The 25,692-nt window shown below is 67.3% G+C and carries 24 protein-coding genes; 11 read left to right on the top strand and 13 right to left on the bottom strand.

Annotated elements, in window-relative coordinates:
- Positions 1-10 precede the first annotated feature (10 nt).
- Genes WA965_RS27995 through clpS form a run of 5 tightly spaced genes read right to left on the bottom strand, consistent with a single transcriptional unit; the run spans position 11 to position 2,677 of the window.
- Entirely contained in the window at positions 11-295 is a 285-nt protein-coding gene (locus WA965_RS27995; protein ID WP_178357183.1) for a MoaD/ThiS family protein, read from the bottom strand.
- 14 nt (positions 296-309) lie between these two features.
- A complete protein-coding gene (locus WA965_RS27990; protein ID WP_178357184.1) occupies positions 310-723 on the bottom strand; it encodes a M67 family metallopeptidase in 414 nt (137 codons plus the stop codon).
- A 25-nt stretch (positions 724-748) separates the two neighbouring features.
- The gene (locus WA965_RS27985) at positions 749-1,771 is read right to left on the bottom strand and encodes a P1 family peptidase (protein ID WP_526302852.1); all 1,023 of its coding nucleotides are present in this window, start codon (positions 1,769-1,771) and stop codon (positions 749-751) included.
- Positions 1,771-2,355 (bottom strand): oxidative stress transcriptional regulator AosR, encoded by a 585-nt coding sequence (gene aosR / locus WA965_RS27980; RefSeq protein WP_526302851.1) that lies wholly within the window; start codon positions 2,353-2,355, stop codon positions 1,771-1,773. The genes WA965_RS27985 and aosR overlap by 1 nt, the downstream gene beginning before the upstream one ends.
- A 7-nt stretch (positions 2,356-2,362) precedes the next feature.
- Positions 2,363-2,677, bottom strand: a complete 315-nt coding sequence (gene clpS / locus WA965_RS27975) for an ATP-dependent Clp protease adapter ClpS (RefSeq protein WP_178357187.1) — start codon at positions 2,675-2,677, stop codon at positions 2,363-2,365.
- Positions 2,678-2,812: 135 nt separating this feature from the next.
- Between clpS and WA965_RS27970 the strand changes: the two genes are divergently transcribed.
- The 3 genes from WA965_RS27970 to WA965_RS27960 all read left to right on the top strand — a co-directional run bounded on the left by WA965_RS27970 (position 2,813) and on the right by WA965_RS27960 (position 7,664).
- Positions 2,813-4,090, top strand: coding sequence for a nicotinate phosphoribosyltransferase (locus tag WA965_RS27970; RefSeq protein WP_526302865.1), 1,278 nt, complete (start codon positions 2,813-2,815; stop codon positions 4,088-4,090).
- A 6-nt stretch (positions 4,091-4,096) separates the two neighbouring features.
- Positions 4,097-6,106: an ATP-dependent DNA helicase gene (locus WA965_RS27965; RefSeq protein ID WP_526302850.1), complete on the top strand. Its 2,010-nt coding sequence runs from the start codon at positions 4,097-4,099 to the stop codon at positions 6,104-6,106.
- A 112-nt stretch (positions 6,107-6,218) separates the two neighbouring features.
- Entirely contained in the window at positions 6,219-7,664 is a 1,446-nt protein-coding gene (locus tag WA965_RS27960; RefSeq protein WP_526302849.1) for a neutral zinc metallopeptidase, read from the top strand.
- A gap of 3 nt (positions 7,665-7,667) precedes the next feature.
- On the opposite strand, the gene glgP is transcribed toward WA965_RS27960, so the two are convergent.
- Entirely contained in the window at positions 7,668-10,313 is a 2,646-nt protein-coding gene (glgP, locus tag WA965_RS27955) for an alpha-glucan family phosphorylase (RefSeq protein ID WP_526302848.1), read from the bottom strand.
- Between the two features lie 206 nt (positions 10,314-10,519).
- On the opposite strand from glgP, the gene WA965_RS27950 reads away from it, so the two are divergent.
- Together WA965_RS27950 and glgB are read left to right on the top strand one after the other, a co-directional pair.
- The gene (locus tag WA965_RS27950; RefSeq protein ID WP_526302847.1) at positions 10,520-12,613 is read left to right on the top strand and encodes a maltotransferase domain-containing protein; all 2,094 of its coding nucleotides are present in this window, start codon (positions 10,520-10,522) and stop codon (positions 12,611-12,613) included.
- Positions 12,614-12,632: 19 nt separating this feature from the next.
- Positions 12,633-14,840 carry a 1,4-alpha-glucan branching protein GlgB gene (gene glgB / locus WA965_RS27945; RefSeq protein WP_526302864.1) on the top strand — a complete coding sequence of 736 codons (2,208 nt, stop codon included), beginning with the start codon at positions 12,633-12,635 and terminating at the stop codon, positions 14,838-14,840.
- An 82-nt stretch (positions 14,841-14,922) separates the two neighbouring features.
- On the opposite strand, the gene WA965_RS27940 is transcribed toward glgB, so the two are convergent.
- From WA965_RS27940 to WA965_RS27930, 3 genes are read right to left on the bottom strand one after another with little or no spacing between them, the layout of a single operon-like run.
- Positions 14,923-15,834 carry a tetratricopeptide repeat protein gene (locus WA965_RS27940; protein WP_526302846.1) on the bottom strand — a complete coding sequence of 304 codons (912 nt, stop codon included), beginning with the start codon at positions 15,832-15,834 and terminating at the stop codon, positions 14,923-14,925.
- 13 nt (positions 15,835-15,847) lie between these two features.
- Positions 15,848-16,243, bottom strand: a complete 396-nt coding sequence (locus WA965_RS27935; RefSeq protein ID WP_526302845.1) for a DUF3817 domain-containing protein — start codon at positions 16,241-16,243, stop codon at positions 15,848-15,850.
- Between the two features lie 55 nt (positions 16,244-16,298).
- Positions 16,299-17,480, bottom strand: coding sequence for an acetyl-CoA C-acetyltransferase (locus tag WA965_RS27930; RefSeq protein ID WP_178357194.1), 1,182 nt, complete (start codon positions 17,478-17,480; stop codon positions 16,299-16,301).
- A 93-nt stretch (positions 17,481-17,573) separates the two neighbouring features.
- On the opposite strand from WA965_RS27930, the gene mce reads away from it, so the two are divergent.
- Positions 17,574-18,053, top strand: coding sequence for a methylmalonyl-CoA epimerase (gene mce, locus WA965_RS27925; protein ID WP_526302844.1), 480 nt, complete (start codon positions 17,574-17,576; stop codon positions 18,051-18,053).
- Positions 18,054-18,056: 3 nt separating this feature from the next.
- Here mce and WA965_RS27920 read toward each other — a convergent pair whose 3' ends face one another.
- Complete coding sequence (locus WA965_RS27920) at positions 18,057-18,350, bottom strand: Rv1322 family protein (RefSeq protein WP_526302843.1); 294 nt, start codon at positions 18,348-18,350, stop codon at positions 18,057-18,059.
- Positions 18,350-19,021: an endonuclease NucS gene (nucS, locus tag WA965_RS27915; RefSeq protein ID WP_526302842.1), complete on the bottom strand. Its 672-nt coding sequence runs from the start codon at positions 19,019-19,021 to the stop codon at positions 18,350-18,352. The genes WA965_RS27920 and nucS overlap by 1 nt, the downstream gene beginning before the upstream one ends.
- Positions 19,022-19,084: 63 nt before the next feature.
- Here nucS and WA965_RS27910 point away from each other — a divergent pair, with 63 nt between their 5' ends.
- On the top strand, positions 19,085-20,698 hold the full coding sequence (locus WA965_RS27910; RefSeq protein ID WP_526302841.1) for an adenylate/guanylate cyclase domain-containing protein: 1,614 nt from the start codon (positions 19,085-19,087) through the stop codon (positions 20,696-20,698).
- Here the strand turns inward: WA965_RS27910 and glsA are convergent.
- Both glsA and WA965_RS27900 read right to left on the bottom strand, forming a co-directional pair.
- The gene (glsA, locus tag WA965_RS27905) at positions 20,685-21,983 is read right to left on the bottom strand and encodes a glutaminase A (protein ID WP_526302840.1); all 1,299 of its coding nucleotides are present in this window, start codon (positions 21,981-21,983) and stop codon (positions 20,685-20,687) included. The two genes, WA965_RS27910 and glsA, sit on opposite strands and share 14 nt — an antisense overlap.
- A gap of 52 nt (positions 21,984-22,035) precedes the next feature.
- Entirely contained in the window at positions 22,036-22,779 is a 744-nt protein-coding gene (locus WA965_RS27900) for an IclR family transcriptional regulator (RefSeq protein WP_526302839.1), read from the bottom strand.
- Positions 22,780-22,934: 155 nt separating this feature from the next.
- On the opposite strand from WA965_RS27900, the gene WA965_RS27895 reads away from it, so the two are divergent.
- From WA965_RS27895 to dhaM, 4 genes are all read left to right on the top strand, one after another.
- Positions 22,935-23,711 (top strand): MIP/aquaporin family protein, encoded by a 777-nt coding sequence (locus tag WA965_RS27895; protein WP_526302838.1) that lies wholly within the window; start codon positions 22,935-22,937, stop codon positions 23,709-23,711.
- A 12-nt stretch (positions 23,712-23,723) separates the two neighbouring features.
- Positions 23,724-24,722 (top strand): dihydroxyacetone kinase subunit DhaK, encoded by a 999-nt coding sequence (gene dhaK / locus WA965_RS27890; RefSeq protein WP_526302837.1) that lies wholly within the window; start codon positions 23,724-23,726, stop codon positions 24,720-24,722.
- A 1-nt stretch (position 24,723) separates the two neighbouring features.
- A complete protein-coding gene (gene dhaL, locus WA965_RS27885; protein ID WP_526448255.1) occupies positions 24,724-25,371 on the top strand; it encodes a dihydroxyacetone kinase subunit DhaL in 648 nt (215 codons plus the stop codon).
- Positions 25,368-25,692: dihydroxyacetone kinase phosphoryl donor subunit DhaM (dhaM, locus tag WA965_RS27880; RefSeq protein ID WP_526448254.1), on the top strand; the 325-nt coding region annotated here is incomplete at its 3' end. The genes dhaL and dhaM, both read left to right, overlap by 4 nt.

Genomic DNA, 25,692 nt, shown 5'->3' with positions numbered 1-25,692 from the left:
CGGGCTCCACTCACCCGCCGGCGACCGCGGGCAGGATCGTGACCGAGTCCCCGTCGGAGATCTCGGTGTCCATGCCGCCGGAGAAGCGGACGTCCTCGTCGTTGACGTAGATGTTGACGAACCGGTGCAACTTCTCGCCGTCGACGATGCGCTCGGTGATTCCCGAGTAGTTGGCTTCGAGGTCGCTGATCACCGCGGCCAGCGTGCTGCCGGAGGCGCTGACACGCTTCTCGCCGCCGGTGTGGGTGCGCAGGATGGTCGGGATCGAGACGGTGACGTTGGCTGAATCGGGCACAGGTTTTCTCCTACTCAGTACTGCTCGACGATGGTGACGGGTTCTTCGGTGACGACGCCGTCCACGATGCGGTAGCTGCGCAACTCGTGCTCGTCGGGGTCACGGGTGGACACCAGCACGTAGTGGGCGTCCGGTTCGGAGGCGTAGGAGATGTCGGTACGACTCGGGTAGGCCTCGGTGCCGGTGTGGGAGTGGTAGATGACGACCGGAACCTCGTCCGCCTCGTCCATCGAGCGCCACACCCGCAGCTGCTCGCCTGAATCGAACCGGTAGAAGGTCGGCGAGCGCTCGGCGTTGAGCATCGCGACAAACCTCTCGGGGCGGTCGGCTCCCTCGGGCCCGGCGATGATGCCGCACGCCTCATCGGGATGGTCGGCGCGGGCATGGCTGACCATCGCGTCGACCAGGTCGGCACGAATCGTCAACAACGCTTGTTCCCTTCCCGAAAATCGTTCACACGAACGCTCCCGGCAACATCGAACGGTATGTCGGTATTCCAGCCACCGCTTCTGCGGCGAGCACGCCGACGAGCACTGCACGGGCCAGACAGTCCGCTGCGGCCGCACCGACAGCGGTGATCAGAGGCACTTCCGGCGACATCGACGCCGGTGTGGTCGGGTCCGGATCGACCTCGATGGCACCGGTGGCGAGTGCGAACACCGTGTCGCCGTCGAGCGGGGTGTGGCACGGCAGGATGGTGCGCGCAAGACCGTCCTGCGCGGCGACGGCCATTCGCCGACAGCCTGCGGGGCCGAGCGCGGCGTCGGTGGCCACCACCGCGATGGTGGTGTTCAGCGGGCTCAGCTCGCCACGCCGATCGGCGTAGGCGGCGAGCTGGTCGGCAGGCGGGCGCTGCAGCCCGAACTCATCGATCTGATACGCCAGCCAGGGCAGTCCGGTGTTGGGGTCGACGACGTCCCCGGCGGAGTTCACCACGACCAGCGCCCCCACCGTCACCCCCGACTCGAGCGTCACCGAAGCCGTCCCGACACCGCCTTTGAGCACCCCGGCCCGCGCGCCCACCCCGGCGCCGATGGTGCCCACTGGAACATCGGTCCCCGCGCCCGACGCCGCCAGATATCCGAACTCCGCGTTCGGCCGGCACTGCCAACCCCCGACGGGCAGGTCGAAGATCACCGCGGCGGGAACGATGGGGACCACGCCGCCGTCCATGGCGACGCCGCGTTCCTGCTCCTCGAGCCAGGTCATCACCCCGTCGGCTGCGGCGAGACCGAAAGCGCTGCCGCCGGAGAGCACCACCGCGTCCACATGGCGCACCGAGTTGCTCGGATCCAGCAGATCGGTCTCCCGGGTGCCCGGCGCACCGCCGCGGCCGTCGACAGCACCGACGGTGCCGGGAGGCGTCAGCACGACCGTGGTGCCGGTCGCCCAGCCGGTGCCGAGTTGCGCGTCGATGTCGAGTTTGTGGTGGTGCCCCACACGGATACCGGCCACATCGGTGATGGCGCCGACCACTACCGCGAACCACCCATCAAGCTCAGCACCAGGTACTCCTGCAGGAACGTCAGCCACTGGTAGACGTCGAGATGTCCGGCCATCGGATGGTCGGACGGCAGTCGTTCGGGGATGTCGGCCCCGACATCGAGCATGGTGCCCAGTGCCAGGCGCACGTCGTTGACGGCAGACGCCCAGGCATGCGCGTCGTCCTCGGTCAACTCGAACTTTCCCCCACCACGTGGGATTGTATCCAAAAGTCGTTGTGCGGCTTGACTTTTGGCATCGATGATGGCGGGTTCATGCATACCGCGGAGCGCACTGTTGAGACTTTCCGCGGGACCCGATCCGGCAGGGTGCTCTGTTGCCGGCCGGTAGAAGTCGGGCAGCAGTCGCTTCATCGTATCGTCTTGTGGCGGAACCGAATTGCCGGTTCGTATGCCGGTCATCTCGGCGAGTTCGTCGACCGGCGCTGACGACTGACGGTCTTCGAGCATCCCGACCAGCGAAGTCACCAGGCTGCTCAACAAATCCGCCTCGTGCGCGTCCAGGGCCGACCGGAACCGCGGACCGTCGGCGCCCTCCACCCGTTTCCATTTCCGCACAGCCGGCTCAGCGGTCCTGTTGCAGCGTCGCCCACAGACCCGCGGCGTGGAGCTTGGACACATCGACCTCCATCGACTCCCGACTGCCCGCCGAGACCACTGCCTTGCCCTCGTTGTGGACCTGCAGCATCAGCTTTGTCGCGTGCGGTTCGCTGTAGCCGAACAATTTCTGTAGTACGTACGTCACGTAGGTCATCAGATTCACCGGATCATCCCAGACCAGGGTGACCCACGGAGAGTCCGTGGCGACGTCTTCTTCGGGAACGGTGGCGACGTCGTGATCCTCGCGGGTTCCCGGACGGGCCTTCGCCGGCGTGACCATGGGCCAAGAATACCGGGGACGTCATGCTGCTTCGAAGGCGCTCCGAACCGATACGGTTGGACGGTGACTGGATCGCCCCGGGCTTCGTCCCCGGGTCTGCCTGTATCCCTGCTGACCGACAAGTACGAACTGACGATGCTCGCCGCGGCCCTGCGGGACGGTACCGCGCATCGTCGGGCTACGTTCGAGGTCTTCGCCCGCCGGCTACCCGAGGGGCGGCGCTACGGTGTCACCGCCGGCACCGCCCGGTTCGCGGAAGCGTTGCAGGCGTTCGTGTTCGATACCGCCGCGCTCGACTCGCTGAAAGACTTCCTGGACGCCGATACGCTGGAGTACCTGGCCGGATACCGGTTCGCCGGCGACATCGACGGCTACCCGGAGGGTGAGCTGTACTTCCCCGGCTCCCCCGTGCTGTCGGTGCACGGCACATTCGCCGAATGCGTGCTGCTCGAGACGCTGGCACTGTCGATCTTCAATCACGACACCGCGATCGCCTCGGCCGCCGCCCGCATGGTCAGCGCCGCGGACGGACGCCCGCTGATCGAGATGGGCTCGCGGCGCACCCACGAATGGGCGGCGGTGGCCGCGGCGCGGGCCGCCTACCTCGCCGGGTTCACCGGCACGTCGAACCTCGAGGCCCATCGCCGCTACGGCGTACCCGCGCTGGGCACGAGCGCGCATGCGTTCACGCTGCTGCACACGGTCACCGGCAGCACACAGTCGGACTGGGAGAAATCGGCGTTCACGGCCCAGGTCGACGCACTGGGTGTGGGCACCACGTTGCTCGTGGACACCTACGACATCACCGCGGGCGTCGCCAACGCCGTCGAGGTCGCGGGCCCGCAGCTGGGGGCTGTGCGCATCGACTCCGGCGACCTCGGCGAGCTGACCCGACAGGTACGCGAGCAACTCGACCGTCTCGGAGCCACCGACACCCGCATCGTGGTCTCCGGTGATCTGGACGAATTCGCCATCGCAGCGCTGCGCGCCGAACCCGTCGACATCTACGGCGTCGGGACCTCGGTGGTCACCGGATCGGGCGCGCCCACGGCGAGCATGGTCTACAAACTCGTCGAGGTCGACGGCATCCCCGTCGAGAAGCGCAGCAGCCACAAGGAGTCCCACGGTGGCCGTAAGCGCGCGCTACGGCTGGCCAAGGCGTCGGGCACCGTCGTCGAGGAGGTCGTCTACCCGGCTCTGCAGCCGCCACCCACCAGCTCCGAGCTCACCTCCCGGCAGCTGACGATCCCGCTGATGCGCGGCGGCGAGCCGATCGCCGACCTCGATCTGGGACCAGCACGCGAGCGCGTCGCGCAGGCACTGCACAGCCTGCCGTGGGACGGCCTGAAGCTGTCCAAAGGCGATCCGGCGATTCCGACGCGGATGATCGCGCCGACGCGCGGCGGCGGGTGAGCACGAGTGGCTGACCGAGCGGCCGAGGTGACCGAACTGCTGGCGACGGCGGTGACCGCGCTGGGCGGTGCCGAGCGCAGCGGCCAGATCGTGATGGCGCAGGCGGTGGCGGACGCGTTCGAGCGCGGCGAACACCTCGCCGTACAGGCCGGCACCGGCACCGGCAAATCGCTGGCCTATCTGGTGCCCGCGATCGCCCATTCCGTGAGCGACGACCGCCCGGTCGTGGTGTCCACGGCCACGATCGCGCTGCAACGACAACTGGTCGACCGTGACCTGCCCCGGCTCGCCGACTCCCTGGTGGGACAACTCCCCCGCCGCCCCGAGTTCGCGCTTCTGAAGGGGCGCGGAAACTATCTGTGCCTCAACAAAATCCACAATGGCTCGCAGTCGGGTGCCACCGAGCCGGACGATATGCCGCAGGACGAACTCTTCTCGCCGGTCGCAGCCAGCGCTCTGGGACGTGACGTGAAGCGGCTCATCGAGTGGTCGTCGGACACCGAGACCGGCGACCGTGACGAGCTCGCCCCCGGGGTTCCGGACCGATCCTGGTCGCAGGTCAGCGTGTCGTCGCGGGAGTGCATCGGGGTGTCGCGCTGCCCGTTCGGCACCGACTGTTTCGCCGAGCGCGCCCGCGATCGTGCCGGCCACGCCGATGTCGTCGTCACCAATCACGCCCTGCTGGCCATCGACGCCATCGGCGAGGCCAATGTGCTGCCCGAACACGACCTGCTGATCATCGACGAGGCGCACGAACTCGTGGACAGGGTCACCGGCGTGGCGACCGCCGAGTTGTCCGCGGCGTCACTGGGCATCGCGCTGCGGCGCGCCGCCCGGGTGGTCGAACCCGACGTCGCCCAACGACTCGAGGGCGCGGCCGCGACGTTCTCCTCGGCGCTCTTCGACGCCCGCGCCGGTCGCATCGATGTGCTCGGTGAGGAGATGGCGAGTTATCTGACGGTGTTGCGCGATGCGGCCGCCGGTGCCCGAACCGGGATCGACACAGCGCCCAACGACCCGAAGACCGCCGCGGCACGCACCGAAGCGGTCACGTCGCTCTCCGATGTCAGCGACACCGCAGCACGAATACTGGACTCCTTCGTACCCGCCATCCCCGACCGCGGGGACGTGGTGTGGGTCGAGCACACTGAGGACAGTCGTTCCGGCGCCCGCGCGATGCTCCGCGTGGCTCCACTTTCGGTGGCAAATTTGTTGCGCGTCAGCTTATTCGGGCGCTCGACAGCGGTGCTGACATCAGCGACGCTGACGATCGGCGGCAGCTTCGACGCGATGGCCACGGCGTGGGGCCTGGACCGCGGCGAAGGATCCGATCAGACGTGGCGCGGGCTCGACGTGGGTTCGCCCTTCGACCACGCGAAATCGGGCATCCTCTACGTCGCAGCCCACCTGCCGCCACCCGGGCGCGACGGCACCGGTTCCGCCGAACAACTCGACGAGATCGCCTCCCTGATCACCGCGGCCGACGGACGGACGCTCGGATTGTTCTCCTCGATGCGCGCGGCCAAGGCGGCTGCGGAGATCATGCGCGAGCGCCTCGACACGCCGGTGCTGTGTCAGGGCGACGACAACACCTCGACGCTCGTGGCGCGCTTCGCCGACGACGAACAGACCTCGCTGTTCGGCACGCTGTCCCTGTGGCAGGGCGTCGACGTGCCGGGTCCGTCGTTGTCGCTCGTCCTGATCGACCGCATTCCGTTCCCGCGCCCCGACGACCCGCTGTTGACCGCACGTCAGCGCGCCGTCGCCGCAAGGGGCGGAAACGGATTCATGGCCGTGGCTGCCGGTCACGCCGCACTGCTGCTCGCCCAGGGCACCGGTCGGTTGCTGCGTCGAATCGACGACCGGGGCGTCGTGGCCGTGCTGGACTCGCGGATGGTCACGGCGCGCTACAGCGGTTTCCTGCGTGCCTCGCTACCCCCGTTCTGGGCGACCACCGATGGGGCGTCGGTACGGGCGGCGCTGAAGCGGCTCCGCGCTGCGGACCCGCCGTCCTGAGGGACGTTCGGCGTGCGAGACGCGCGATTCCCGCGGTGGGTTCACTATCCTGAGGGCGACGTTCCGGTACGGGCCGCCCAGGCCGCCGAGTGACCTCCGAAAGGCGGCGTCCATGAGTCGACGACACCTCGTGGGCGCCGCGATCGCGGCGTGTTCGGTGCTGATCGGCACTGCGTGTTCGGCCACGTTGCAGGGCAAACCCGTGTCGGTGTTCGACGATCCGTTCAAGGTCGCCGGAATGCCTGCCACCGACGGGCCCACGGGCTTGCGGGCCAACGCCGAGGGTCCGTCCCGCGATGTCGAGGGCACCGACGGCGGGGCGATGGACCAACTGGCCGGCAGCTCGATCAGCGACATCGAGCAGTACTGGGAGGGCGCCTACCCGGATGCGTTCGACGATGACTTCATTCCGGCGAAGGCGTTGGTCTCCTGGGACGCGAGCGGCTTCGACGGCGAGTTCTGCGGGGATGGCACCTACGGGTTGGTCAACGCGGGGTTCTGCTACACCGACCGCACCATCGGCTGGGACCGCGGTGAGCTACTGCCCAGCTTGCAGCGCGCCCACGGCGACATCGGGGTGGTGATGGTGCTGGCCCACGAGTACGGCCACGCGGTCGCGCGCCAGGCCGGGATCTCCAAGCAGGGCACACCGACATTGGTCGGCGAGCAGCAGGCCGACTGTCTCTCCGGGGCCTATATGCGGTGGGTCGCCGAGGACAGTTCACCGCGCTTCAGCCTGAGCACCGGCGAGGGGCTCAACAACGTGTTGGCAGGTGTCATCTCGTTCCGGGACCCGCTGCTCAACGAGGATGATCCCGACGCAGGCTACGACGAGCACGGCTCGGCCTTCGAACGGGTCTCGGCGTTCCAGTTCGGCTTCACCGACGGCCCGTCGGCGTGCGCGGCGATCGACCTGCGCGAGATCGGCCAGCGCCGCGGCAACCTGCCCGTGCTGCTCCCCACCGACCAGACCGGAGAGCTCCCCGTGACCGAGGATTCGGTGCGCTCGATCGTGGACGCCATGGGCATCCTGTTCGAGCCTTCCGGTCCCCCGGCCCTGAGCTTCGAGGCCGCCGACGCCGAGGACTGCGCCGACGCGCGCCCCAGCCCGCCCGCATCGTTCTGCCCCGCCACCAACACCATCGTCGTCGACCTGCCGGGTCTGGAGGAGTTGGGCGCTCAGGACGAGCAGCGTGACGGTGCGGACCTGGCCACCGGCGACAACGTCGCCTACTCGGTGCTCGTCTCGCGGTACATGCTCGCGATCCAGCACGAACGGGGTGGCGTCCAACTCGACACCGCCGCGGCGGCGCTGCGGACCGCCTGCCTCACCGGGGTGGCCACGGTCAAGATGAGCAAGGACGTCACCACCCCCGACGGGAACACCATCGCGTTGACCGCCGGCGACATCGACGAAGCGGTGTCCGGAATTCTCACCAACGGGCTGGTGGCCGGTGATGTCAACGGCGAGTCGGTGCCGTCGGGCTTCTCCAGGATCGATGCGTTCCGGGTCGGTGTCGTCGGCGACACGGAACGCTGCTTCAAGCGGTTCCGGTGATCCTCACGCGAGCGTGACGAGACCGAGCTCGTTGTCGCCGGCGAGCAGCCGGTGATGGGGCAGCACCCTGATCGTGTAGCCGACCGGACCGGTGATGGACAGCGGTGTGGTCGTTGTGAAGATCGTATTGCCGCTGTCGGCGGTGCCCGCGTACGCCATCGGCACGGTCACGGGCTCGAACAGCACATCTCCCGAGTCGACGCGCCCGAGCACCGCCTGAACGGTCACCTCGTCGGGCCGCAGCTCGGCCAGGTGGATCTGCGCGGCCAGAGTCAGCTCCGATCCCAGCAACGGCGTGTCGGGGAGCCCGGAACTGTCCACATCGGTGATCTGGATCTGAGGCCAGGCGCGCTCGGCACGGTGGCGGTAGTCGGCGAGTTCACGGGCTGAGCCGAATGGATCGTCGAACTCCTCGGCTCCCGAGTGCCCCGGCTCGATCGTCTTCCGCAGCGACCGCGCCGCCGGCACGTAGTACTGCTCGGTGTAGTCGCGCACCATCCGCGACGCCAGCACCTTCGGACCCAGGACCTGCAGGGTGTGGCGCACCATCTCGACCCACCGGGTCGGGACACCGCGGTGGTCGCGGTCGTAGAACGTCGGCACCACCGAATGCTCGAGCAACTCGTAGAGTGCGGATGCCTCGAGGTCATCGCGCCGCTCCTCGTCGGCCAGCCCGTCGGCGGTCGGGATCTCCCAGCCGTTCTGGCCGTCGTACCACTCGTCCCACCAGCCGTCGCGGATCGACAGGTTCAGCCCACCGTTGAGAGCACTCTTCATGCCGGATGTGCCGCAGGCCTCCAGCGGACGCAATGGGTTGTTGAGCCACACATCGCAGCCGTAGTAGAGCTCTCGGGCCATCGACATGTCGTAGTCGGGCAGGAACGCGATGCGATGACGCACCTCGTGGTGGTCTGCGAAACGCACCACCTGTTGGATGAGCGCCTTGCCGCCGTCGTCGGCGGGATGGGACTTGCCCGCGACAATCAGCTGCAGGGGCCGGTCGTCGTCGAGGAGCAGCTTCGTCAACCGCTCCGGATCCCGCAGCATCAACGTCAGACGTTTGTAGGTCGGCACTCGGCGTGCGAATCCGATCGTCAACACGCCCGGGTCGAAAGCCGCTGCGATCCAGCCGAGTTCGGCCTCGGCCGCACCCCGTTCCAGCCACGAGCGGCGCACCCGGGCCCGTACGTCCTCGATCAACGCCTCACGCAGTCGCGAGCGGATCGACCAGATGCGAGCGGGGTCGACCTCCTGCATTGCCTGCCACGTCCCGGGTTCACGCAACGAGGTCAGGTCAGCGCTGCCCAGCACCTCGCGTCCCAGCTCCATCCACTGCGGCGCCGCCCAGGTCGGCGCGTGCACGCCGTTGGTGATCGAGCCGATCGGCACCTCCGATCGATCGAATCCGGGCCACAGATCGTTGAACATGCCGCGACTGACCTGCCCGTGCAGCAGGGAGACACCGTTGGCGCGCTGCGCCAGCCGCAGCCCCATGTGGGCCATGTTGAATTTGGCCGGGTCGTCCTCGGCGCCGAACGCCACGATGCGGTCCACAGGCACGCCGGGCAACAGCCGCGAACCCGCGCCTCCCGGCTCCGGACCGAAGTATCGCTCCACCATCTCGACCGGGAACCGGTCGATACCTGCGGGGACCGGGGTGTGGGTGGTGAACACCGTCGAGGAGCGGACGACGGTCAGCGCGGTGTCGAACTCCAGCCCTGCCTCGATCAGCTCACGGATGCGCTCCGCGCCCAGGAATCCGGCGTGCCCCTCGTTCATGTGGAAGACCTCGGGCGCCGGAAGTCCCGCGACCTCGGTGAACGCCCGGATCGCCCGCACCCCGCCGATGCCGGCGAGGATCTCCTGCCGGATCCGGTGCTCCTGGTCGCCGCCGTACAAACGGTCGGTGACCCCCCGCAGCTCGTGTTCGTTCTCCGGGATGTCGGAATCGAGCAGCAGCAACGGAATTCGCCCCACCTGCGCAATCCAGATGCGCGCCGAGAGCTGCGCGCCGTCGGGCAGGGCCAGTTCGACCAGGATCGCCTTCCCCGCGGCATCGGTGAGCAGCCGCAGCGGCAGACCCTGGGGATCCAGCGACGGGTAACTCTCGTGCTGCCACCCGTCGGCGGTCAGGGACTGGCGAAAGTATCCCGATCGGTAGTGCAGCCCAACGGCGATCAACGGCAGTCCCAGATCAGAAGCCGACTTCAGATGATCGCCGGCCAGAATCCCCAGGCCCCCGGAATAGTTCGGCAACACCTCGGCCACACCGAACTCCATCGAGAAATACGCGACGCCCCTGGGGAGCACCGAGGGATCGTGTCCGTCGCCCGGCGCGCCGTTCCCCTCCGCCAGCTGCTGGTACCACAGGGGCCTGTCGAGATAGTCCTGCAGTTCGGCCTCGAGATCGTCGAGTCGCCGGACGAACGACTCGTCGGCGGCCAACTCCTCGACCCTCGCCGGGCTGACCTGCCCGAGCATCGCCACGGGATCGCATCCGACCCGTTTCCACAGCTCCGGATCGATGGCCTCGAAGAGCTCCTGGGTCGGTCTGTCCCAGGACCACCGCAGGTTGACGGACAGCGTCTCGAGCGCGGACAGCCGCTCGGGAAGGTGAGCGCGGACGGTGAACCGGCGGAGAGCTTTCACGCGAGCCCACCTTACTGACGTTCGACGTGGTGCAGCTCGGTTCGCACCAGCAGCGCGGTGTGCTGCGCTTTGTCCCGCGCGTGATTGAGCCTCGCACTACGGTGGGTATAGGCGCAAAGACTGCGTGTGCCGCAGCCGACGAGACCAGACAACAACACGTGCGTCCTGTGCCGCGCGGGATGTTCTGAGTGCTAGGGAGAAGCCAAGTGACCGCCGGTCGTATCGAGATCGATGACGTTCAGCCGGTGGTGTCCGGTGGACGGTTTCCCGCCAAGGCGGTCGTCGGCGAGGTCGTGCCCGTCACCGCCACGGTCTGGCGGGAGGGCCACGACGCGGTGTCGGCCACCCTGGTGGTGCGCTATCACGGGGCCGGATATCCGCCGCTGGCCGACGACCCGCCGGGGCGGGTGCGCGCACCTGAGCCGGTGCCGATCCAGGATGTGGTCAAGCCCACCCCTCGAGTCCGCCCGATCACCGCACCGATGGTTCAGGGCCGCACCCCCGATGTCTTCCACGGTCAGTTCGCCCCGGACGCCGTCGGGCTGTGGACCTACCGGGTCGATGGCTGGGGCGATCCGATCGCCACGTGGCGCAAGAACGTGATCGCAAAACTCGAAGCCGGTCAGAGCGAAGGCGAGTTGTCCAACGACCTCTTGGTCGGGGCCGAACTGCTGGAGCGCGCCGCGACCGGTGTCCCCCGTCAGATGCGGTACCCGGTGATCGCGGCCTCGGAAAGGCTGCGCGAGCCGGGCGATCCGTTCTGGCGCGCCGGCGCAGCACTGGCACCCGATGTCACCGAGCTGCTGGATCAGTACCCGCTGCGGGAATTGATCACCCGCGGCGACCAGCACGGTGTGTGGGTGGACCGTCCGCTGGCCCGCTTCAGCTCGTGGTACGAGTTCTTCCCACGATCCACCGGCGGCTGGGACAGCGCCGGCAATCCCGTGCACGGCACATTCGCCACAGCCACCAAGGCGCTGCCCAGGGTTGCCAGGATGGGCTTCGACATCGCTTACCTGCCACCGATACATCCGATCGGCAAGGTGCACCGCAAGGGACGCAACAACAGTGTCACCGCGGGACCCAACGACGTCGGCTCCCCGTGGGCGATCGGCAGCGACGAGGGCGGCCACGATGCGGTGCACCCCGCGCTGGGCACCATCGAGGACTTCGACGAGTTCGTCTCAGCTGCCCGCGACAACGGCCTCGAGGTGGCACTGGATCTGGCGCTGCAATGCGCTCCGGACCACCCGTGGGCTCGGGATCACCCCGAGTGGTTCACCGTGCTGCCCGACGGCACGATCGCCTACGCCGAGAATCCGCCCAAGAAGTACCAGGACATCTACCCGGTCAACTTCGACAACGACCCCGCGGGCATCTACGAGGAAGTGCTGCGTGTCGTCTCGTTCTGGATGTCGCACGGCGTCAAGGTCTTCCGGGTCGACAACCCGCACACGAAGCCGCCGAACTTCTGGGCCTGGCTGATCGGCGAGGCCAAGAACATCGACCCCGATGTGCTGTTCCTGGCCGAGGCGTTCACCCGTCCCGCACGGTTGTTCGGTCTGGCGAAGCTGGGCTACACGCAGTCCTACACCTACTTCACCTGGCGGACGGCCAAGTGGGAGTTGACCGAGTTCGGCCAGTCGATCGCCGAGCACGCCGACTACTCGCGTCAGAGCCTGTGGGTGAACACCCCGGACATCCTCCACGAAAGCCTCCAGCACGGCGGTCCGGGCATGTTCGCGATCCGCGCCGTCATGGCCGCCACCATGAGTCCCACCTGGGGGGTGTACTCCGGATACGAACTCTTCGAGCACCGGGCGGTCCGCGAGGGAAGCGAGGAGTACCTCGACTCCGAGAAGTACGAACTCCGGCCCCGCGATTTCGACGCCGCGCTGGCCGATGGTGAATCCCTCGAGCCGTTCCTCACCCGGCTCAACGAGATCCGGCATCTGCACCCCGCGCTGCAACAGTTGCGCACCATCACCTTCCACCACATCGACAACGACGCACTGCTGGCGTTCAGCAAGTTCGATCCGGTCACCGGTGACCAGGTGCTCGTGGTGGTGACCCTGAACCCGTTCGGACCCGAGGAAGGCACGCTGTGGCTGGACATGGCGGCGCTGGGGATGGAGCAGCAGGACCGGTTCTGGGTGCGCGACGAGATCACCGGAGACGAATATCACTGGGGCCAAGGCAATTACGTGCGCCTCGAGCCCTCCCGGGCGGTGGCCCATGTGCTCAACATGCCCCAGGTCCCCGCCGACCAACGACTGACACTTCTGCGTAGGGAGGGATGACGTGACCAAAGCGTCCAACCTGACGAACCGGATCGAGAGCCCACATCTGCGGCCCCACACCGCCGACATCAACCGACTCCTGTCCGGTGACCACCATGATCCGCACTCGGTGCTGGGCGCACACGAGTACGACGACCACACGGTCATCCGCGCCTACCGCCCGCACGCCGTCGCGGTCGATGCGGTGATCGGCGGGCAACGCCATCGTTTCGACCACATCGAGTCGGGGCTGTTCGCCATCGCGGTGCCGTACACCAAGCTGATCGACTACCGCCTCGAGATCAGCTACGACACCGGCGGCGACACGCCGCACGTGCACACCGTGGCCGATGCCTACCGGTTCCTGCCCACCCTCGGGGAGATCGACCTGCACCTGTTCTCCGAGGGGCGCCACGAACGCCTCTGGGAGATTCTCGGCGCCCACCCCCGGAGTTTCACCACCGCCGACGGTGTGGTCGACGGTGTCTCCTTCGCCGTGTGGGCACCCAACGCCAAGGGCGTCACCCTGATCGGCGAGTTCAACCACTGGGACGGCAACGAGGCGCAACTGCGTGCGCTCGGCTCGACGGGCGTGTGGGAGCTGTTCTGGCCGGGATTCCCGGTCGGCGGACTGTACAAGTTCAAGGTGCACGGCGCCGACGGCGTCGTCACCGAACGGGCCGACCCGATGGCGTTCGCCACCGAGGTGCCGCCGCAGACGGCCTCCCGGGTCACCCACAGCGAGTACACCTGGAGCGACGACGACTGGATGGCCGGCCGGACGCTGCGCAACCCGGTCTTCGAGCCGATGAGCACCTACGAGGTTCATCTGGGCTCGTGGCGGCCCGGCCTGAGCTACACCGAACTCGCCGAGCAGCTCACCGAGTACCTGGTCTCTCACGGGTTCACCCACGTGCAGATGCTGCCCGTCGCGGAGCATCCGTTCGGCGGTTCGTGGGGTTACCAGGTCACCTCCTACTACGCACCGTCCTCGCGGTTCGGCACACCCGACGAGTTCCGGCACCTCGTCGACTCGCTGCACCGGGCCGGCATCGGCGTTCTGGTGGACTGGGTGCCTGCGCACTTCCCGAAGGACGCCTGGGCGCTCGGGCGCTTCGACGGCACCGCGCTCTACGAGCATGCCGATCCGCGTCGCGGGGAGCAGCTCGACTGGGGCACCTACGTTTTCGACTTCGGCCGCGCCGAGGTCCGGAACTTCCTGGTGGCCAACGCGCTGTACTGGTTGCAGGAATTCCACATCGACGGCCTGCGTGTGGACGCCGTCGCATCGATGCTCTACCTGGATTACTCGCGCCCCGTCGACGGCTGGACACCGAACATCCACGGCGGTCGGGAGAATCTCGAGGCGGTGCAGTTCCTGCAGGAGATGAACGCCACCGTCCACAAGATCAACCCGGGCATCGTCACCATCGCCGAGGAATCCACGTCTTGGCCCGGCGTCACCCGCCCGACCAACCTCGGCGGACTCGGCTTCTCGATGAAGTGGAACATGGGCTGGATGAACGACACGCTCGAGTTCATCAAGCGTGACCCCATCCACCGCAGCTACCACCACCACGAGCTGACGTTCTCACTGCTGTACGCCTTCAGCGAGAACTTCGTGCTCCCGATCAGTCACGACGAGGTCGTGCACGGCAAGGGCACGCTGTGGGGCCGGATGCCCGGCAACGACCACATGAAAGCGGCCGGCATCCGAAGCCTGCTCGCCTACCAGTGGGCACACCCCGGCAAGCAGTTGCTGTTCATGGGCCAGGAATTCGGCCAGCGTGCCGAGTGGTCGGAGGAACGCGGGGTCGACTGGTTCCAACTCGACGAGAATGGGTTCTCCGACGGCATCCTGCGGATGATGACCGACGCCAACGGTGTCTACCGCGGTAGCCGCGCGCTGTGGTCGCGGGACAGTCAGCCCGAGGGCTACTCCTGGATCGACGCCAACGATTCGGCCAACAATGTGCTGAGCTTCCTGCGATTCGGCGACGACGGCTCGATGATGGCGTGTGTGTTCAACTTCTCGGGCTCCGAGCACTCGCGATACCGACTCGGTCTGCCGCACACGGGCAGTTGGCGCGAAGTCCTCAACACCGACTCCGACAGCTACCACGGATCAGGCATCGGCAACTACGGTGCCGTCGAGGCGACCGACGAACCGTGGCACGGCCGACCCGCATCGGCCGTCATGGTGCTGCCGCCCCTGTCCGCACTCTGGTTCGCGCCCGAACAGCCCTAGCGTCCCTGTCGCCGGAATTGCATTCCAGCCGCGGAATCCCGAGCGTAGTTCTGCGGGAATGCAATTCCGGCAGGGCAAGCAATCAGTACAGGGCGTTGGCCAGGTTGCGGCGGCCTGCGATCACCTCGGGATCGGCGGGATCGAACAGGTCGAACAGTTCGATCAGCCGGGTCCGCACGGTGGTGCGCTCGTCGCCCGCCGTGCGCTTGACCAAGGCGGTCAACCGCTGGAATGCAGCCGCGACATCACGTTGCAGGATCTCCACATCGGCGGCCGCGAACGCGGCATCGATGTCCTCGGGCGAGGCGTCGGCGAGGGCCACCGCATCCCGCGGATGCGAGGTCGCCCGCTGCAGGAAACTGATCTGGCGCACCGCGCCCTTGGCCTCGACGTGGTTCGGGTCCGCTTCCAGGATCGCCTGATACGCAGCCGCCGCGGCGTCGAAGTCGCCGTTGTCGAGGTGCATCCGCGCCTGCTCGACCTCAGGGTCGATCTGCTCGGGCTCATCGGCATCACCTGAGCCACTGAGCTTTCCAGCCGTGGCGTCGAGTAGCGAGTCGATCCAGCGCCGCAGCTGCTCAGGTGGCTGCATCCCCTGGAAGCTCGACAGCGGCTGACCGGCCGCCAGCGCGACCACAGTCGGAACCGCCTGCACGCCGAACATCTGGGCTACCCGCTGCACCGTGTCGACGTTCACCGTCGCCAGCGACCACTTCGGTCCGTCGGTGGCAGCCAGGCCGGCAAGCGCCTCGCCGAGCTGGACGCTGGAGTCACTGCGCGGCGACCACAGCAGCACCACCACCGGCACCTCGTTGGAGCGGACCAGCACCTCGGCCTCGAGGTTGGCTTCCGTGATCTCCAACGCGCCCGGTGCGCCCGATGACGCTCCCGGCGCCGTGGCGTCGCCGGCCGGGGCGGTGGCCCGTTGCTTGAGTGCTGACAGATCGACGGCACCGGCCATGGCAGGCGCGATCGGGGGTCGAGGACGTGTCACGCGACCAAGTCTGTCACGTCGTTTCGGGTGCCGGGCTCCCTGGTTGACCACCGGAGGCCACCGCGCCCGTCGAAGCTGTCGTCGGCCCCATCCGACCCGTCCGATCAGCCCATATGAGGAAGATCACACTGCCCAGCGGCACGATGCTGCCCAGCAATGCCAGCAACCATGTGACCAGACCCCACTTGTGGGCGATACCGACGAGTAGCGCCGCTCCGACGAAGGCGACGAAGATCGCTCCGTGCACGGGACCGAAGATTTTCACCCCGACCTCGGTGCGCGGGGATCCCAGGTACTTGAAGTACATGCCGAGCAGCAGTCCGATCCAACTGACCGCCTCCGCGAATGCGATCAACCGGAACCAGCCGGTAGCACTGCGAACGTCGATTACGCCTGTCATGACCGCCATTGTGCCGGAAATCGACAGCAGCTACTACGTTGCGTCGTTGGGACGATGCCCTGGGTCAGGGACGCCGCAGGACCAGGGCGTCGCCCTGGCCACCCGCGCCGCACAGCGCGGCCACCGCGTAGCCGGAGCCGCGACGCGCCAGATCCAGTGCCGCGTGCAGCGTGATCCTGGCGCCGGACATGCCGATCGGGTGCCCGATGGCGATGGCGCCCCCGTCGGTGTTGACCCGGTCGGGGTCGAGGCCGAGTTCTTTTGTCGACGCGAGCGCTACAGCGGAGAACGCCTCGTTGATCTCGATGACGTCGAGGTCGTCGAGACTGATGCCTTCCTTGGCGATCGCTTTGCGGATCGCGTTGGCGGGCTGACTCTGCAGTGTCGAATCCGGTCCGGCAACCACACCGTGGGCACCGATCTCGCACAACCAGGTCAGACCCATCTCTTCGGCCTTCGCCTTGTTCATCACCACGACCGCACAGGCGCCGTCGGAGATCTGGGACGCCGAACCTGCGGTGATCGTGCCGTCCTTGCGGAAGGCGGGCCGCAGTCCGGCCAGCGACTCGGCGGTGGTGTCGGCCCGGATTCCCTCGTCCTCGCTGAACTCGACGGGGTCGCCTTTGCGCTGCGGGATCTTCACCGGCACAACCTCGTCGGCGTAGACGCCGTCCTTCCACGCGATGGCCGCCTTGCGGTGCGACTCCGCGGCGAATTCATCCTGCTCGGCGCGGGTGAACTGGTCGACGTCGTTGCGCTGTTCGGTGAGCGCACCCATCGGCTGGTCGGTGAACACATCGTGCAGGCCGTCGTAGGCCATGTGGTCGAGCACCGTGACGTCGCCGTATTTGTAGCCCGAGCGGCTGTTCATCAAAAGGTGCGGGGCCCGCGACATCGACTCCTGGCCGCCCGCGACGACGACGTCGAATTCGCCGGCGCGGATCATCTGGTCGGCAAGCGCGATGGCGTCGATACCCGACAGACACATCTTGTTGATCGTCAGCGAGGGCACGTCCCACCCGATTCCGGCGGCTACGGAAGCCTGCCGCGCGGGCATCTGCCCGGCGCCGGCCGAGAGCACCTGGCCCATGATCACGTAGTCGACGGCCGAGGCCGGAATCTTGGCCTTCTCGAGCGCGCCGGCGATCGCCACCGCACCGAGGTCACTGCCGGAGAAGTCCTTCAGCGAACCCATCAACTTGCCGACCGGGGTCCGGGCTCCAGCAACAATCACCGACGTCGTCATAGCTACCTCCAAAGCGGTTTCCAGCGGCTCCGGTCAGGCTATACATATGTACCGACCTATTCGAAACCGATGTCATTAGGTTACCTTTGCGATATGACCGCCGAGCAGACTGACGCCCGTCCGGCACTGGCCACCGCGCTGGTCACCGCCATCGACCACGTCGGCATCGCAGTGCCCGACCTGGATGTGGCCATCAAGTGGTATCACGACCATCTCGGCATGATCGTGCTGCACGAAGAGGTCAACGAGGACCAGGGCGTCCGCGAAGCGATGCTCTCGGTCCGAGGCGCACCCATGGGCAGTGCCCAGGTGCAGTTGATGGCACCGATCGACGACACCTGCACGATCGCCAAGTTCATCGACAAGCGTGGGCCCGGCCTGCAGCAACTCGCCTACCGCGTCAGCGACATCGACGCACTCACCGAGCGACTGCGCGAACAGGGTGTCCGGTTGCTCTACGACGCGCCCCGACGGGGAACCGCCGACTCGCGGATCAACTTCGTGCACCCCAAGGACGCCGGTGGTGTCCTGATCGAACTCGTCGAGCCCGCTTCCGAGGGCGCCGACCACTGACGGTCACGACCACTTCCGGGTGGGGCTCCGCGTAGCCCGGTTCGCCCAGCACGCAGTGTGCCAGTGCCTGCGGTCATCAACGGTTTCCGATGCACCGACGCCATCCGTCGGCCACACCACCACATGCGCTGTACCAGGCCTGATCTCGTGGTCACAGCCAGGACAGCGATAGACCTTCGTCGCCCTCGCCGCCGCCACCGGTCGGACCTCGTAGTCGTTGCCGTCGGCGCCCACCTCGACGCGCCGCGGCGCGGGCAGCGGATTCTGAGGACGTTTCGCCGCCCGCCTCCGCGCCATCAGAACAGCCGGAACTCGTCGCTGTCCATACCGCGCATCTTGTCGTAATCCAAGATGAGACACCGGATCCCGCGGTCCAGTGCCAGGGTGCGCGCCTGCGGCTTGATCTGCTGGGCGGCGAACACGCCGGCCACCGGGGCCAGCAGCGTGTCACGATTGAGCAGCTCGAGGTAGCGGGTGAGTTGTTCGACCCCGTCGATCTCGCCGCGGCGTTTGATCTCCACGGCCACCGAACGACCCTGCTCGTCGCGGCAGAGGAGGTCCACCGGTCCTATCGGGGTCATGAACTCGCGACGGACCAACGTGTATCCCGCCCCCAACAACTCGACGTGTTCGGCGAGGAGCACCTGCAGGTGCGCCTCGACACCGTCCTTCACCAGCCCTGGATCGACACCCAACTCGTGACTCGAATCGTGCTCGATGTCCTCGACGGTGATGCGGAGTTGTTCGCCGGCCTTGTTCTCCACCACCCACACCGGGGAGGCGCCACCTGGCTCCTCGACCAGCCAGCACGGTGGGCTCATCCAGTTCAGCGGTTTGTAGGCACGGTCGTCGGCATGCACGCTCACGGAGCCGTCGGCCTTGAACAGCAGCAGCCGTCGGGCCGAGGGCAGATGGGCGGTGAGCCGGCCGACATAGTCGACGGTGCACTGGGCGATCACGAGACGCACCCGCACCACCTTAAACGTCGAACAAGCTTGCAAACCCGCCCCTGTCATTAGGCTGACGCAACGATGACCGCGAACAGGACGACGGCTCAGCGCTTGGGCCGCGTGTTGGAACGAGTGACCAAGCAGAGCGGCCGGGTCGCGGCGACCCCGGAGTTCGGGTCCTGGATCCTGGGCCGGGTTTCAGAGAGCCAGGCGCGACGGCGGGTCCGCATCCAGGTCATCCTCACGACCTTCGTGGTGGTCGCGAACCTGATCGGAATCGGCGTCGCGACGCTGGTCGTCACCGTCGCGTTCCCCACGCCCAGCGTGTTCGAGCCCGGGGTTCGCTGGATCACCGCCATCGCGGTGCCGATCTACCTGGTGACCGCTCTGGTGGTCGGGGTGTTCTGGGCGACCCGCCGGGTGATCAAGAACGTGCGGTGGGCGATCGAGGAGCGCCCTCCCACTCGCGAGGACCAGCGCAACACGTTCCTGGCACCGTGGCGGCTGACCCGAGTCCTGTTGGCGCTGTGGGGACTCGGCACGATCCTGCTCACCACGCTCTACGGGTTGCATGACAGCGAGTTCATCGCGAAGTGGTTACTGGGGGTCAGTTTTCCCGGCATCGTCGTGTCGGCCAGCTGTTACCTGTTCACCGAGTTCGCGTTGCGCCCGGTCGCCGCGCAGGCGCTGGAGGCAGGTAAGCCGCCGCGCCGCTTCGCCGAAGGACTGATGGGCCGCACGATGCTGGTGTGGGCGTTGGGGTCGGGTGTCCCCGTTCTCGGCATCTTCCTGGCCGCCGCCATCACGTTGATCCAGCGCAACCTGACGCCCACCCAGTTCACCGTCGCGGTGATGATCCTGGCGTTGTTCGCCCTGCTCTTCGGGGCCATTCTGATGTGGATTCTGGCCTGGCTCACGGTGACCCCGGTGCGGGTGGTGCGCAATGCCCTCAACCGTGTCGAGCAGGGCGACCTGGACACCAACCTGGTGGTCTTCGACGGCACCGAACTGGGCCAGCTGCAGCGCGGATTCAACTCGATGGTGCATGGTCTGCGGGAACGCGAGCGGGTGCGCGATCTGTTCGGCCGCCATGTCGGACGCGAGGTCGCCGCGCTCGCCGAGCAGGAGCAACCCGAGCTCGGCGGCGAAGAACGTTACGCCGCAGTCATTTTTGTCGACGTCATCGGCTCCACGAAGTTGGTCACCAGCCTGCCGGCCGCCGAGGTGGTCGAGTTGCTGAACCGGTTCTTCGCGGTGATCGTCGAGGAGGTCGACCGCTACCACGGGCTGGTGAACAAGTTCGAAGGCGACGCGGTGCTGGCGGTCTTCGGAGCGCCGGTGTCGCTGGAGCATCCCGAGGACGAGTCGCTCGCCACGGCCCGGGCGATCGGCCGGCGCCTGCGCGAGGAGGTAGCCGAATGTGAGGCGGGGATCGGCGTCGCGGCGGGCACTGTGGTCGCCGGCAATGTGGGCGCCCGGGAACGGTTCGAGTACACGGTCATCGGGGAGCCGGTCAACGAAGCGGCGCGACTGTGCGAGCTCGCGAAGAACGAGACATCGCGACTGGTGGCATCAGAAGCTGTGGTGAGCAAAGCGACCGAAAAGGAGCGTGCGCACTGGACACTGGGCGATACGGTGACGTTGCGGGGCTACGACGAGCCGATCCGGCTCGCCACCCCGGTCAGCGAGGACTGACGGGCCGGTTCTGCTCGAGCCATCCCTGTGCCTCCTCGACGGCGTCGGCCACGGTGCGGAACCGGACAGCCTCCAACTCCATCTCGGAGCGGATCACCACACCGTCGGGGTCCACGAGATAACCCGCCTTGCCCTCCGCCCGCAATGCCGCGCTCATTCCCGACAGCAGAGCCCGTGCGGCATCGTCGATGTCATCGACGCGGGACACATCCAGGATCGCGACCTCGAAATCGTCCCGCTCGCGGTCGGCGACGCGCACCACCTGTTCGGCACCGCAGAACAGCAGGTCTCCGTGGGTCTCGTAGACACGGATGCCCTCACGCGGCTCGTATACGGCCCGCAAGGTGGCGCGCGAATCACGTGCCACCGTCAGGAAGTGCAGGCCCAGTTGCTCAGAGAGGCTGCGGCACACCTGGACTCCGCGAACGCTGTTGCCTTTGTCGTCGAGCAGAGGGGAGTACACGCCGATGCCGAGTTGCCCGGGCAACACGGCGACGATGCCGCCGCCCACACCGCTCTTGGCCGGCATGCCGACTGCGCTGACCCAGTCGCCGGCGGCGTCGTACATGCCGCACGTGACCATCACCGAGAGCGTGCGCCTGACCACGTCAGGGGTGCTCACCCGGCGGCCGGTCTGCGGATTGACACCGCCCCGGGCGAGGGTCGCACCCATCTTGGCGAGGTCGGTCGACGTGACGCGCAGTGAGCACTGTCGGTAGTACACGTCGAGCACCTCGTCGGGATCGTCGTCGAGCATCCCGAAGCTCTGCAGCATGTAGCCGATCGCGCGGTTCCGACTGCCGGTGGCTTTCTCCGACGCGTACACCTGTTCGTCCAACTCGAGTCTGCGACCGGCGAACGACGAGTAGAAATCCTGGATCAGCGCGAATCGTTCGTCGGGGCCGGCCGCCGGGATCAGCGACACCGCCGCGATGGCCCCCGCGTTGATCATCGGGTTCTTGGGCTTCTTCGTGGCACGGTCCACACTGATCTCGTTGAAGGCCTCACCGGACGGTTCGACGCCGATCTTCGCGTCCACGGCAGACACGCCGAGCCGATCCAGCGCCAGCGCGTAGGTGAAGGGTTTGGAGATCGACTGAATCGTGAATTCCAGTGCTGCATCGCCAGATTCGTAGATGAAGCCATCGGCCGAAGACAATGACATTCCGAAGCCGTCGGGGTCGACACATGCCAACTCGGGGATGTAGTCGGCCAGCGCTCCCCCGGTGTCACCGACATGCTCCTCGCGGATGCGATCGAGGTATCGCTGCACCAGTTTCGCCACGCGTTGGAGTATGGAGGGTCTACCCCCCGGTTGTCATCATCCGGCCGCTTCTCTAACGCCGGGCCGGCCACACCGGGGCGCCGAGTTCGCGCGAGACCGTGCGCGCGGCGTCGCGCAGCGCATCGATGTCCGCGGGCGCCATCGGCCATCGGGCAGCGGGAACGACCAGGCCGATCGCTCCGACGGCCTCGCCGGACGAGTCGAATACAGCTGCAGCACTGGCACATTCACCGATCACGGCTTCCTCGACCTCGTCGGCGATACCCGTGGCACGCACCGTGTCGAGTTGGGTGGCCAGCACCGCGGCGTCGACGATCGTCTCACCGGTCATGCTGCGCAACGGCCCCTGCGGAAGTTCGCCGGAGGCGAACGCCAGCAGAGCCTTGCCCAGCGCACTCGCATGGGCGGGGATCACGATGCCGACCTCGGGCATCTGCCGGGTACCGTCGGGGCGGGGTTCGTGGCCGACGACGACGATCTCGTCGAACAACAACACCGCCGTCCGCACCGCACACCCGGTGCGACGGGCCAGGCTTTCGGCCCAGATAGCCACCCGCGCACGCAGTTCCAGTGTCTCCAGATACACGTTGCCCAGGCGCAACGTCGCCGGCCCGAGACGGTAGCGCCCTGAATCGAGTTCCTGCTGCACCATGCCGTGCGCGAGCAGAGTGCGAATCAGACCGTGCACGGTCGACGGAGCCAGGTCGATCGCGGCCGCGATCTCCCCGAGGCTCATCCGCCGCCCACCCTGGAGCACGGTGAGGATGCGCAAAGCCCGATCGACCGCCTGGATCATCTGCTCCCACTTCCCTCGGGCACCCCTTGTGCCACTCGCAGCATAAGCGTATGGTCCAGATCACATTCGACATTATCGAATGCAATCCGATATCGCCGACAGGTGAACGGTAGTGATCACAATCCGGCGACCGTGCTTACTCAGAGGAGAGCAGTATGGATGAGCCTTCACTTCCCCAGAAGCTTGTGGCAGAAGCGCTCGGCACTGCGTTTCTGGTGTTCGTCGGCGTCGGCGCCGTTCCGGCCACGCTGATCGTCAACGGGGACGCACCCTTCACGATGGCGGACCTCGGGATGATCTCGCTTGCGTTCGCCACCATCGTGGTCGCGACCATCTACGCGCTGGGCCACATCTCGGGCAATCACATCAACCCTGCGGTCACGCTCGGGCTGGCCGTCACCGGAAACTTCCCGTGGTCACGGGTGCCCGCCTACATCGGTGCGCAGGTCCTCGGCGCGATCGCCGGCGCCGCCGCGATCATCGGTGTGCTGGGGATGGCCGCCAGCGATGTGGGACTCGGCATTGCCAGCTATTCTGCCGAAACCCCGCCGATACAGGCCTTTTTCGCCGAGTTCGTGGGTACGTTCATTCTTGTGTTCACCGTTTTCGGTGTGATCCACCGCAAGGCGTCGGCGGGGTTCGCCGGTGTGGCGATCGGCCTGGTCGTGTTCGCCGCCATCATCCCCGTCGCACCCACCACGGGCGCGTCGATCAACCCGGCCCGCACCATCGGACCGATGTTCATCCAACAGCTCGCGGGCGGGGACGTGTCGTGGGGCCAGCTTCCGGTGTACCTCGGCGCGGAGTTCCTCGCCGGCGTCCTGGCCGCGGTGACCTACGTGGCGATCTCGCGCACCCGGGCCGACTCCGCATCCGAGAACCCGGTCGCCGTCAACGCTGAACCCACCCCGCAGACCACCAGCGCAGCCTGAGGAGGCACCGCCATGAAGAAGCTCATCAACGATCCCAACGACGTCGTCGCAGAAGCACTGCGCGGCATGGCACTCGCCCATCCGGAACTGCGCATCGACCAGACCAATCGGATCATCTACCGCGGCGACGCACCGGTGGCCGGCAAGGTGGCGCTCATCTCCGGCGGCGGCTCGGGGCACGAACCACTGCACGGAGGTTTCGTCGGAGCGGGCATGCTGGACGCGGCCTGCGCGGGTGAGATCTTCACCTCGCCGGTGCCCGATCAGATGCTCGAAGCCACCAAGACCGTCAACGGCGGTGCCGGCGTCCTGCACATCGTCAAGAACTACACCGGCGACGTGATGAACTTCGAGATGGCCGCCGAACTGGCACAGGCCGAGGGCATCGACGTCGAATCCGTCATCGTCGACGACGACGTCGCGGTGCAGGACAGCACGTACACCGCCGGCCGCCGCGGCGTCGGCGCCACGGTGCTGCTGGAGAAGCTGGCCGGCGCGGCAGCCGATCAGGGCCGTGGCCTCGCCGACGTGGTCGGCGTGGCACGCCGGGTCAACGAGGCGGCCCGCAGCATGGGAGTGGCACTCACGTCGTGCACGGTGCCCGCCGTGGGGCATCCGACCTTCGAGCTGCCCGAGGACGAGATCGAACTCGGCATCGGCATCCACGGCGAGCCCGGTCGGCAGCGAGTGCCGCTGCAGTCGGCGAAAGCGATCGCCGAGATGATGGTCGAGCCCATCCTGGCCGATCTCGACTTCTCCTCCAGCGCAGGGGTCATCCTCTTCGTCAACAGCATGGGCGCAACCCCGCCGCTCGAGCTGTACGTCATGTATTCCGAGATCGCGGCGATCCTCGAGAAGGCCGGGGTGACCGTGGCCCGCTCCCTCGTCGGGCCTTACATCACCAGCCTGGACATGGCGGGCTGTTCGGTGACGCTGCTGCGCGCCGACGAGGATCTGCTGCGTCTGTGGGATCACCCGGTCAACACACCCGCACTGCGAAAGGGTTGCTGAAATGAGCACCGACCGCACCATCAACACCACAAGCGCCACCGGATGGTTACGCGAGTTCGCCAGGGTCATCGGCGAAAATGCCCAGTACCTCACCGATCTCGACGCTGCGGTCGGCGATGCCGACCACGGCATCAACATGGACCGCGGGATGAAGGCCGTGATCGCCGCGCTCGACGACACCGCGCCGGCAGATCTACCGGCACTGTTCAAAAAGGTCGGTATGACGTTGGTCAGTTCCGTCGGCGGTGCGAGCGGGCCGCTCTACGGCACGCTCTTTTTGAGGATGGCACCGGCTTTCGGCGCCGACGGCGCGGACCCGGCCGAGTTCGCCAAGGCGCTACGCGCCGGTGTCGACGGGGTGGTCGCCCGCGGCCGCGCCGAGGCTGGCGACAAGACGATGTTCGACGCGTTGGCCCCTGCGCTGGACGCGCTCGACGGCGCGCTGGCCGCAGGCAAAGACCTCGCGTCCGCGCTGACCGATGCGTCCGCGGCCGCCGACAAGGGCCGCGACGGCACCGAGTCGATGGTCGCGCGCAAGGGCAGAGCGAGCTACCTCGGGCAGCGCAGCGTCGGCCACATCGACCCCGGCGCCACCTCCTCGGCGATGCTGATCGCGGCTGCGGCAACCGCTTTCGGAGCCAGCGGATGAGCGACCCCGGGCTGGTCGGACTCGTCGTGGTCTCGCACAGCCGGGCTCTGGCCCGCGCGGCGGTCGCACTCGCGCAGGAGATGGTGCACGGCAGGCAGGTGAAGATCGCCATCGCCGCCGGGCTCGACGACACCACGTTCGGGACCGACGCGACACAGATCGTCGAGGCCATCACCATCGCCGAACAGGGCGCGGGTGTGGTGGTGTTGATGGATCTCGGCAGTGCCGTCCTCTCCGCCGAACTCGCACTCGACCTGCTCGATGACGAGCTGCGTGCCGGAGTGGTGTTGTGCCCGGCGCCGCTCGTCGAGGGTCTTGTGG

Source organism: Mycobacterium sp. (assembly GCF_049683935.1).
GTDB lineage: Bacteria > Actinomycetota > Actinomycetes > Mycobacteriales > Mycobacteriaceae > Mycobacterium.
This window is presented reverse-complemented; position numbering and strand designations above follow the sequence as displayed.

Bases quoted from the DNA above. Each gene is read 5' to 3' on its own strand.
- WA965_RS27920 (WP_526302843.1), bottom strand. From the start codon at position 18,350: ATGGCGCGGAGGCGGGCGGCGAAACGTCCTCAGAATCCGCTGCCCGCG.
- WA965_RS27935 (WP_526302845.1), bottom strand. From the start codon at position 16,243: ATGGCGGTCATGACAGGCGTAATCGACGTTCGCAGTGCTACCGGCTGG.
- WA965_RS27930 (WP_178357194.1), bottom strand. From the start codon at position 17,480: ATGACGACGTCGGTGATTGTTGCTGGAGCCCGGACCCCGGTCGGCAAG.
- WA965_RS27960 (WP_526302849.1), top strand. From the start codon at position 6,219: ATGAGTCGACGACACCTCGTGGGCGCCGCGATCGCGGCGTGTTCGGTG.
- WA965_RS27900 (WP_526302839.1), bottom strand. From the start codon at position 22,779: ATGATCCAGGCGGTCGATCGGGCTTTGCGCATCCTCACCGTGCTCCAG.
- WA965_RS27970 (WP_526302865.1), top strand. From the start codon at position 2,813: ATGCTCGCCGCGGCCCTGCGGGACGGTACCGCGCATCGTCGGGCTACG.
- dhaL (WP_526448255.1), top strand. From the start codon at position 24,724: ATGAGCACCGACCGCACCATCAACACCACAAGCGCCACCGGATGGTTA.
- WA965_RS27910 (WP_526302841.1), top strand. From the start codon at position 19,085: ATGACCGCGAACAGGACGACGGCTCAGCGCTTGGGCCGCGTGTTGGAA.
- mce (WP_526302844.1), top strand. From the start codon at position 17,574: ATGACCGCCGAGCAGACTGACGCCCGTCCGGCACTGGCCACCGCGCTG.
- dhaK (WP_526302837.1), top strand. From the start codon at position 23,724: ATGAAGAAGCTCATCAACGATCCCAACGACGTCGTCGCAGAAGCACTG.
- WA965_RS27895 (WP_526302838.1), top strand. From the start codon at position 22,935: ATGGATGAGCCTTCACTTCCCCAGAAGCTTGTGGCAGAAGCGCTCGGC.
- clpS (WP_178357187.1), bottom strand. From the start codon at position 2,677: ATGGTCACGCCGGCGAAGGCCCGTCCGGGAACCCGCGAGGATCACGAC.